The organism is Streptomyces sp. SDr-06, from assembly GCF_003324565.1.
In the GTDB taxonomy this organism is placed as follows: domain Bacteria; phylum Actinomycetota; class Actinomycetes; order Streptomycetales; family Streptomycetaceae; genus Streptomyces.
In genome coordinates this window covers 59,168-68,411 of sequence record NZ_QOLA01000031.1, presented here as the reverse complement: position 1 = coordinate 68,411, position 9,244 = coordinate 59,168, and the positions used below count along the sequence as shown (strand labels likewise).

Here is a 9,244-nt window from a genome sequence, read left to right as displayed (position 1 = left end):
ATCTCCTTCGAGGCTTCGACACTTCGAAGATCAGCCGGTGGCCGTTCATCTATGCGGGCACCATCCCGACGCCGGAGCAAACCCCCGGATCAGGTCGAACCCGTACACCATCTCCATGGACGCAACCGGGAGGTCCGCCTCCTCCCACTCTTGGGACTAGCAGGGTCCGTCCGAGCCAGCGGCACGGCGGGTGCGCTCACGGTCGGGAACAAGTCCCTATTTCACATGACATGGACCACTGCCTCGTAGAGCGGGCTCCCGTCGTCTTCCCGATACAAGCGGCCCAGGCCAGGGAAGGCCGTGCTCCTCGCGAGTACGACGTGACCGTCACGCTGGGAGCGGAGTGCCACCGCGTAGACCGTCCACCGCGCGCCGGAGGTCCGAGGGAGCGACCTCATGCGCCTCCTCACGCCCCTCTTGCCCCAACAGCCACCGCATACGTCGATGGGCCCCACCGCAAGCGGTGGGGCCCATCGACATCGTGCCCGGTGAGGCACTGGCGGAGGATACGAGATTCGAACTCGTGAGGGGTTGCCCCCAACACGCTTTCCAAGCGTGCGCCCTAGGCCACTAGGCGAATCCTCCGCGGCAAACAATACAAGACGTTGAGGGGTGCTCGCGAACTCGTTCCCACGTCAGGGATCGGGTACCCTGTGCGGAGCCCCTCACGTGGCGCTATCTGACTGAACTCCCCCAGGGCCGGAAGGCAGCAAGGGTAGGTTGGCTCTGGCGGGTGCGTGGGGGGCGCCTGATTTTCCGGGGCCGGAGCGGATTCCCCCCGAAGGCGGCGCCGGTCTCCCCCGGCCCGCGGGGCTCGTTTCCCCTGGTGCGCGGCGTTCGCCCGGAGCCGGGTCGCGGTCGGCGGGTCCGGTTGTCAGTGGGCCCCGATAACCTCGTATGCGTGTCGTCCCTTGCGCTGTACCGCCGCTACCGCCCCGAGTCGTTCGCCGAGGTCATCGGGCAGGAGCATGTCACCGACCCGCTGCAGCAGGCGCTGCGGAACAACCGGGTCAATCACGCGTACCTGTTCAGTGGGCCGCGCGGTTGTGGCAAGACGACCAGCGCCCGGATCCTCGCCCGATGTCTGAACTGCGAGCAGGGCCCGACGCCCACGCCGTGCGGGGAGTGCCAGTCCTGCCGTGATCTCGCGCGCAACGGGCCGGGCTCCATCGACGTGATCGAGATCGACGCGGCTTCGCACGGTGGCGTGGACGACGCCCGTGAGCTGCGGGAGAAGGCCTTCTTCGGGCCCGCGTCCAGCCGCTACAAGATCTACATCATCGACGAGGCCCACATGGTGACCTCGGCCGGTTTCAACGCCCTCCTGAAGGTCGTCGAGGAGCCGCCGGAGCACCTCAAGTTCATCTTCGCCACCACCGAGCCCGAGAAGGTCATCGGGACGATCCGGTCGCGTACGCACCACTACCCCTTCCGTCTCGTGCCGCCCGGCACGCTGCGGGAGTACCTGGGAGAGGTCTGCGGGCGCGAGGGGATTCCCGTCGAGGACGGCGTGCTGCCGCTCGTGGTGCGGGCCGGGGCCGGGTCGGTGCGTGACTCGATGTCCGTCATGGACCAGCTCCTCGCCGGCGCCGCCGAGGACGGTGTGACGTACGCCATGGCCACCGCGCTGCTCGGATACACCGACGGGTCGCTGCTCGACTCGGTGGTGGACGCCTTCGCCGCCGGGGACGGGGCCGCCGCGTTCGAGGTGGTGGACCGGGTGATCGAGGGCGGCAACGATCCGCGCCGCTTCGTCGCCGACCTGCTGGAGCGGCTGCGGGACCTCGTCATCCTCGCCGCCGTGCCCGACGCCGGGGAGAAGGGGCTCATCGACGCCCCCGCCGATGTCGTCGAGCGGATGCAGGCGCAGGCCTCGGTGTTCGGGGCGGCCGAGCTGAGCCGCGCCGCCGACCTCGTCAACGCCGGGCTCACCGAGATGCGCGGGGCCACCTCGCCCCGGCTCCAGCTCGAATTGATCTGCGCCCGGGTGCTGCTGCCCGCCGCGTACGACGACGAGCGCTCGCTCCAGGCCCGTATCGACCGCCTTGAGCGCGGGGCCCACTTCCAGACGGCGCCCGCCGGTGGCCCCGCCATGGGGTACGTGCCGGGGCCCGAGGCGCACGCGCCGATGCAGGGCGGGCCCGGCGGGCCCGAGGCTGCCCGGGCCGCGGTGCGGGGGGCGGGTCCGGGGGGTCCGGCGGCGGGAGGCGGGCCCGCCCACGTGGCGCCGGCCGCGCCGCAGGTTCCGCCCGTGCAGCAGCCTCCCGTGCAGCCACCCGCAGCCCAGCCGCCCGTTCAGCAGCAGCCCGCGCAGGCGCCCGCGCCGCAGGCCGCCGCTCAGCCGCAGCCCGGTCGGCCCGCGGACGGGCCCTCCGCCGGGGCCTGGCCTTCCGCCGCCGCGCCCGGGCAGGGCGGTGGCCAGCGTCCCGGGGCCTGGCCCGGAGCGGCGGCCTCCGCCCCGGGTGCGGGTGCCTGGCCCTCGGCCGCGCCCGAGCCCGCCCCCACCCCGGCGCCCGCCCCGGCCGAGCCGACGCCCGCCCCCGCCGGGCAGGGCAACGCGCTGCAGGTCCGCAACATGTGGCCGGACATCCTGGAGGCGGTGAAGAACAAGCGCCGCTTCACCTGGATCCTGCTCAGTCAGAACGCGCAGGTGGCCGGATTCGACGGCACCACCGTGCAGCTCGGCTTCATCAACGCGGGCGCCCGCGACAACTTCGCGAGCAGCGGCAGCGAGGAGGTGCTGCGCAGCGTGCTCGCCGAGCGGTTCGGGGTGCAGTGGAAGGTCGAGGCGATCATCGACCCGTCGGGCGGCGTCCAGCCCCCGCCCGCGGCGGGCAACTTCGGTGGCAGCGCCCCCCGGCCCCCCGCGCCGCCCGTCCAGCAGCACCAGTCCCCGCAGCCGCCCCCGCCGGCCCCTCGGCCCGCCGCCCCGGAGGCCCCGGCTCCCGCGCCGCGTACGCAGCAGCCCCCGCAGGCCGCGGCTCCCGCCCGCGAGGAGGAGCCCCCGCCGCCCCCGGTGCGGCTGGAGGACGACGTTCCGGAGGACGACGACCCGGATCTGGTGGACACCGCGCTGTCCGGGCACGACCTGATCGTGCGCGAGCTGGGAGCCACGGTGGTGGAGGAATATACGAACGAGGGCTGAACGTCCACTCGGTGGCCCGCACAAAGATCCGGCCACCACGGCGGCTAGGCTGGCTGCCGTGAAGGTCCTTGTCATCGGCGGCGGTGCCCGTGAGCACGCCCTGTGCCGTTCCCTGTCCCTCGACCCCGACGTGACGGCGCTGCACTGCGCCCCCGGCAACGCCGGGATCGCGGAGGTCGCCGAGCTCCACCCGGTCGACCAGCTGGACGGGGACGCGGTCGCCCGCCTCGCCGTCGAGCTGGGCAGCGACCTGGTGGTCGTCGGGCCCGAGGCGCCCCTCGTCGCCGGGGTCGCCGACGCCGTACGGGCCGCGGGCATCCCCTGCTTCGGTCCCTCCCGGGAGGCCGCCCAGCTGGAGGGCTCCAAGGCCTTCGCCAAGGACGTGATGGCTGCGGCGAACGTGCCGACCGCCCGCTCCTACGTCTGCACCACCCCCGAGGAGATCGACGAGGCGCTGGACGCCTTCGGTGCTCCGTACGTGGTGAAGGACGACGGGCTCGCCGCCGGAAAGGGCGTCGTCGTCACGGACGACCTCGCCGCCGCCCGCGCGCACGCGCTGGCCTGCGAGCGCGTCGTCATCGAGGAGTTCCTCGACGGTCCCGAGGTGTCGCTCTTCGCGATCACCGACGGCGTGACCGTTCTTCCGCTCCAGCCCGCGCAGGACTTCAAGCGCGCGCTGGACGGCGACGAGGGCCCCAACACCGGTGGCATGGGCGCCTATTCGCCGCTTCCGTGGGCCGACCCGAAGCTCGTCGACGAGGTCATGGAGAGCGTGCTCCAGCCGACCGTCGACGAGCTGCGCCGCCGCGGGAAGCCGTTCTCGGGGCTGCTGTACGCGGGCCTCGCGATCACCTCGCGCGGGGTGCGGGTCATCGAGTTCAACGCCCGGTTCGGCGACCCCGAGACCCAGGTCGTGCTCGCCCGCCTCAAGACGCCGCTCGCCCGTGTGCTGCTGCACTCGGCCACCGGCATCCTCGACGCCCAACCGCCGCTGACCTGGCGCGACGACGCGGCCGTCACGGTGGTCATCGCCTCGCACAACTACCCCGCGACCCCCCGCACCGGTGATCCCATCGAGGGCCTGGCGGACGTCGCCGCGCAGGATGAGCCCACCGCGTACGTCCTGCACGCCGGGACCCGGCGCGACGGGGACGCGGTCGTCAGCGCGGGCGGCCGGGTCCTCTCGGTCACCGCGACCGGCAAGGACCTCGCCCAGGCCCGGGAGCGGGCGTACGCGGCGGTCGGCCGGATCCGGCTCGACGGTTCGCAGCACCGCACCGACATCGCGCGCAAGGCGGCCGGGGCACAGGGCTGAACCCGGCCACTTTCCGCGGGGCCCCGGTTCTTCGCCGGGCCCTGCGGCGTCCGGCCCGCGGAGCTCCGGGACCCGGTCCGGAACAAACCGCACCTTTGCCCAAAGCCATTCCATCGAGTGACGGCTGGCCCATCCGGATGACTCCTGCCGAACCCCCAACTAGGGTGCGGCGAAGGCGTTCCGGCACTTGGCCCACCGGCATTGCGATGTCAGTGGCGGGTGCCACAGTGGGGGAGTGAGCAACGCCGCCGCAGCGCAGAGGGGGTGACGTCCGACCGTGTCCGGTACCGGAATGGGTGGAGAGGTGGGTGCGCAGCATGCGCGCTCGCGGGCTCTCGCCGTGCTGCGCATCCGCAGCAGGGCGCTGGCCGTGGCCCTGGTGCCCGCGGCCGTCGCCGTCGTGCTGCTCGTCGCCGCGGCGCAGGGCCGCATCGACGGCAGCGGCTGGGACACCACGCGCTGGGCGGTCACCGCGACCGCGCTGGTGGTGCTGCTGCTCGCGGCCGTGGTCGCGGTGGTGATCGTCCGGGCCAGACCGGCCCTTTCCCCCACGGTGGACCTCGCCGAATCGGCCGCCCCCGATCTGTACCGCCTGGTCAGAGACCTGGCCGAGCGGCTCGACGTGCCCCCGCCCTCCGCGATAGCCCTGACTCCGGACTGCGACAGCTGGCTGGAGGACCGCACACATCCGGCGCACACCGCCACCGGCCGGGGGGCGATGCCCGCTCGCTTCATACGGGGCGCGGCCGACGCCCGCTCCGTTCGTGCCCGGCGGGTGCCGGCCGCGCCGGTCCTGGTCATCGGCTCGCCCTTCATGTGGTGGATGCGCGTCGGCGAGCTCCGGGCGATCCTCGCCCCCGTCGTCGCCGGTACGGGCCCCTCCGCCCACCCCGACATAGCCGCGGCTCGCCGGTTCGTACGCGGCCTCGACGCGGCCGTCGGCGTGGCGGGCAGGCCCGGGCTCGGCCCGGTGCGGCGCGTCGCGCTGGGCTTCGTCGGCTCGGTGGCCCGGCTGCTCCTGCGCGGGTGCCGGGTGCACGCCGCCGAGATGGAGCGCGGGGTCGCGGCCGCCGCGTCCGAGCGCGCCCAGGCGGTGGACTACGGGGTGCGCATCGTCGCCCAGGAGCAGGTCGGGCTCGCGTACGCGGGCTGGGACCGGCTGCTGACCCGGGTCGCGCTGCCCGCCTGGCGGATGGGGCGCTGGCCCTCCCGGCTCGACGCGGGCGTGGTCTCGGCGCTCACCGAGCTGTCCCGGCGCGACCGCCTCGCCGAGGGGTTCACCTCCCGGCTCGGCGAGCGCCCGGCCTGTGACCTGCTGGAGGAGCCCGGAGTCGCCGACGAGGCGACCTCGCTGCTCGCCGCCCGGCTCTTCCACGGCGGTCCCGCCGAGCCCGGCCCCGACTGGGCGCCGGTCGACTGGACGGCGTATCCGGAGGAGGTCGTCGACCGCAAGTGGCGCACCGAGGCCGCCCGGCTGCACCGGGTGCTTGACGCGCTGGGCGAGCGCCGTGACGCGGAGCCCGCCGCCCCGACGCTCGCCCGCGTCATCGACCACCTCACCGCCTCCGACGGGGAGGCCGCGGAGCACCTCGCCGACCGGATCGCGGCGGAGGTGGCCGTCGAGGAGGCCGCGTCCGCGCCGCCCGCGCCGGGCCCGGAGCCCTGGGGAGCCGACGCGATACCGCTCTTCCCGCTCCAGCCCCCTCGCACCGGCCGCGAGCTGCTCGCCGACCACGTGACCGCGATGGTGTGCTGCGCCGCGGTCGACACGGCGGGCGCGCTGCCCGGGCTCGACTGGCTGGACGGCCCCTCGCTCCTCATCGACGACGTACGCCGCTCGGACCTGGCCTCGCCCGTCCTGACCCTGGTCGAGGACGGCGACGCGGAGGACCTGCGCGCGTGGCTGGCCACGGTGGGCATCCGCCCGGAGAAGCCGGTGCGGCTGGTCTGAGGGCCCCTCCGCGGGCCGCTCACCCCCGCCACGCCCCCAACAGGCCCCCCAGTACACCGAGTTCGTCCCCAGGCATCCGGAATACCGAATTCCCCTTAACGTCAATTCGCGACGAACGGTGACGGAGTGCGTGCGTTATGTGATGTGCTGGGGACCGGTAGCGGACAGGCGGCGGATCGCGGCCGCATCACTGGTGTCGCGGGGGATCGAGGGAGGGAAGTGACATGGGGGTGGAACGGTCGGAGCACATCCGGCGCTGGGAGTCCGGTGCCCTCGCGCACGCCGTCTCGGACCCCTTCGGGCAGGGCCCGCTGCCCTGGCTCCGGGGCAGCGAGACGTACTTCGACGACACCGGGCACGTGGTGCCCTGGTACGTCGACCACGTCCCGGTCCAGCGCGGCACCCCGCGCAGCACCGCCCGGGTGACCGGCCCGCGCACCGCCGACGACGTACGCCAGCAGATCAAGGGGTTCGCCTCCAGCGGGGCCGTCGAGCCCGGGGAGGCCATCGACTTCCACATCACCGTGGACCCCCCGCAGCAGTTCACCGTCGACGTCTACCGGATCGGGCACTACGGCGGCGACGGGGCCGCGAAGATCGCCACCAGCCCCCGGCTCTCCGGAATCGTCCAGCCCCCGCCGCTGGCGGCCGACCGGACGGTCTCCTGCCACCACTGGTGGCAGTCCTGGCGCTACCAGGTGCCCTCGCACGCCTCGGTCGGCGCCCATGTCGCCGTGCTGACCACCGCCGACGGCTACCGCTCGCACATCCCGTTCACCGTCCGCGACGGCCACCCCGCCGATCTGCTCCTGCTGCTGCCCGACATCACCTGGCAGGCGTACAACCTGTACCCGGAGGACGGCCGCACCGGCGCCAGCCTCTACCACGCCTGGGACGAGGAGGGCCGGCTGCTCGGCGAGGAGGACGCGGCGATCACCGTCTCCTTCGACCGCCCCTACGCGGGCGCGGGCCTGCCCCTGCACGTCGGCCACGCCTACGACTTCATCCGCTGGGCCGAGCGCTACGGCTACGACCTCGCCTACGCGGACGCCCGCGACCTGCACGCGGGCCGCGTGGACCCCACCCGCTACCGCGGCCTCGTCTTCCCCGGCCACGACGAGTACTGGTCGGCCCCGATGCGCCGCAGCGTCGAGCTGGCCCGCGACGGCGGCACCTCACTGGTCTTCCTCTCCGCCAACTCCCTCTACTGGCAGGTGGAGTTGGGGCCCTCGCCGTCCGGGGTGCCCGACCGCCTGCTGACCTGCCGCAAGCGCCGCGGCCCCGGCCGCCCCGCCCTGTGGCGCGAGGTCGCCAGGCCCGAGCAACAGCTCCTGGGCATCCAGTACGCGGGCCGCGTCCCCGAGCCGTACCCCCTGGTCGTACGCAATGCCGACCACTGGCTGTGGGAGGCGACCGGGGCCGGGGACGGCGACGAGATCGAGGGGCTGGTCGCGGGCGAGGCCGACCGCTACTACCCGCGCACCGCGCTGCCCGAGCACCAGGACCGCATCCTGCTCGCCCACTCCCCCTACCGGGACGGCGAGCAGAACGTCCGGCACCAGGAGACGTCCCTGTACCGGTCCCCCTCCGGCGCGCTCGTCTTCGCGTCGGGCACGTTCGCCTGGTCACCGGCGCTCGACCGGCCCGGCCACGTGGACGCCCGGATCCAGCGGGCCACGGCCAACCTCCTCGACCGCATCTGCAAGCGGGACTGACCCGGCCGGGCCCGCGCGACCGGCCCCGCGACCGCGGGGCCCGCCCGCATGCGAGAGAATCGGAACGCTCCTGGATCAACCTACGCGGAGGAACCGTGTCCGGATTCGTAGAAAAGCCCGAGCCGCTTCAGGTGCCGGGCCTGACCCACCTCCACACGGGCAAGGTGCGTGACCTCTATCAGAACGAGGCGGGCGACCTCCTGATGGTCGCCAGCGACCGGCTGTCCGCGTACGACTGGGTGCTGCCCACCGAGATCCCCGACAAGGGCCGGGTGCTCACCCAGCTGTCGCTGTGGTGGTTCGACCTGCTCGCCGACCTCGTGCCCAACCACGTCATCTCCGAGGAGCTCCCCGAGGGCGCCCCCGCCGACTGGGCGGGCCGCACCCTGGTGTGCCGCTCGCTCGCGATGGTCCCGGTGGAGTGCGTCGCCCGCGGCTATCTCGCCGGGTCCGGCCTGGCCGAGTACCACCAGTCCCGTACGGTGTGCGGCCTCGCGCTGCCCGAGGGCCTGGCCAACGGCTCCGAGCTGCCCGCGCCGATCTTCACGCCCGCCACCAAGGCCGCCGTCGGCGACCACGACGAGAACGTGAGCTACGAGGAGGTGGCCCGCCAGATCGGCGCCGAGACCGCCGCCCAGCTGCGCCAGGCCACCCTCGCCGTGTACGGCCGGGCCCGCGACATCGCGCGCGAGCGCGGCATCATCCTCGCGGACACCAAGTTCGAGTTCGGCTTCGCGGGCGAGGAGCTCGTCATCGCCGACGAGGTGCTCACCCCGGACTCCTCGCGCTTCTGGCCGGCCGCGACCTGGGAGCCGGGCCGGGACCAGCCCTCCTACGACAAGCAGTACGTCCGCGACTGGCTGACCTCGCCGGCCTCCGGCTGGGACCGCACCAGCGAGCGGCCGCCGCCCCCGCTGCCGCAGGAGGTCGTGGACGCGACCCGGGCCAAGTACGTCGAGGCGTACGAGCGGCTCACCGGGACCAGCTGGTCGTGAGCACGAAGAAGCCCCCCGGCCGATGGCCGGGGGGCTTCTCCTTCTGAGCGAACGACGAGGTTCGAACTCGCGACATCCACCTTGGCAAGGTGGTGCTCTACCAGCTGAGCTACGTTCGCATGC

The 9,244-nt window shown here is 73.7% G+C and carries 5 protein-coding genes, 2 tRNA genes and 1 other RNA gene; 6 read left to right on the top strand and 2 right to left on the bottom strand.

Annotated elements, in window-relative coordinates; all coding sequences use genetic code 11:
* Positions 1-497: 497 nt before the first annotated feature.
* A tRNA-Ser gene (locus tag DT019_RS35820) sits at positions 498-585 on the bottom strand.
* A 72-nt stretch (positions 586-657) separates the two neighbouring features.
* On the opposite strand from DT019_RS35820, the gene ffs reads away from it, so the two are divergent.
* The 6 genes from ffs to DT019_RS35790 all read left to right on the top strand — a co-directional run bounded on the left by ffs (position 658) and on the right by DT019_RS35790 (position 9,121).
* Positions 658-752, top strand: an RNA gene (ffs, locus tag DT019_RS35815) — signal recognition particle sRNA small type.
* A 149-nt stretch (positions 753-901) separates the two neighbouring features.
* On the top strand, positions 902-3,145 hold the full coding sequence (locus tag DT019_RS35810) for a DNA polymerase III subunit gamma and tau (protein WP_114041171.1): 2,244 nt from the start codon (positions 902-904) through the stop codon (positions 3,143-3,145).
* 58 nt (positions 3,146-3,203) lie between these two features.
* Positions 3,204-4,460, top strand: coding sequence for a phosphoribosylamine--glycine ligase (gene purD, locus DT019_RS35805; RefSeq protein ID WP_114041170.1), 1,257 nt, complete (start codon positions 3,204-3,206; stop codon positions 4,458-4,460).
* Between the two features lie 277 nt (positions 4,461-4,737).
* Entirely contained in the window at positions 4,738-6,411 is a 1,674-nt protein-coding gene (locus DT019_RS35800; RefSeq protein WP_114041169.1) for a hypothetical protein, read from the top strand.
* 224 nt (positions 6,412-6,635) lie between these two features.
* Positions 6,636-8,126: a N,N-dimethylformamidase beta subunit family domain-containing protein gene (locus DT019_RS35795; RefSeq protein WP_114041168.1), complete on the top strand. Its 1,491-nt coding sequence runs from the start codon at positions 6,636-6,638 to the stop codon at positions 8,124-8,126.
* Positions 8,127-8,221: 95 nt separating this feature from the next.
* Positions 8,222-9,121, top strand: coding sequence for a phosphoribosylaminoimidazolesuccinocarboxamide synthase (locus tag DT019_RS35790; protein ID WP_114041167.1), 900 nt, complete (start codon positions 8,222-8,224; stop codon positions 9,119-9,121).
* Positions 9,122-9,167: 46 nt separating this feature from the next.
* On the opposite strand, the gene DT019_RS35785 is transcribed toward DT019_RS35790, so the two are convergent.
* Positions 9,168-9,240 (bottom strand) — tRNA-Gly (locus DT019_RS35785).
* Positions 9,241-9,244 lie beyond the last annotated feature (4 nt).

What these genes read in the sequence shown, in the direction of transcription:
- DT019_RS35795 (WP_114041168.1), top strand. Translation starts at nt 6,636, where the DNA reads ATGGGGGTGGAACGGTCGGAGCACATCCGGCGCTGGGAGTCCGGTGCC.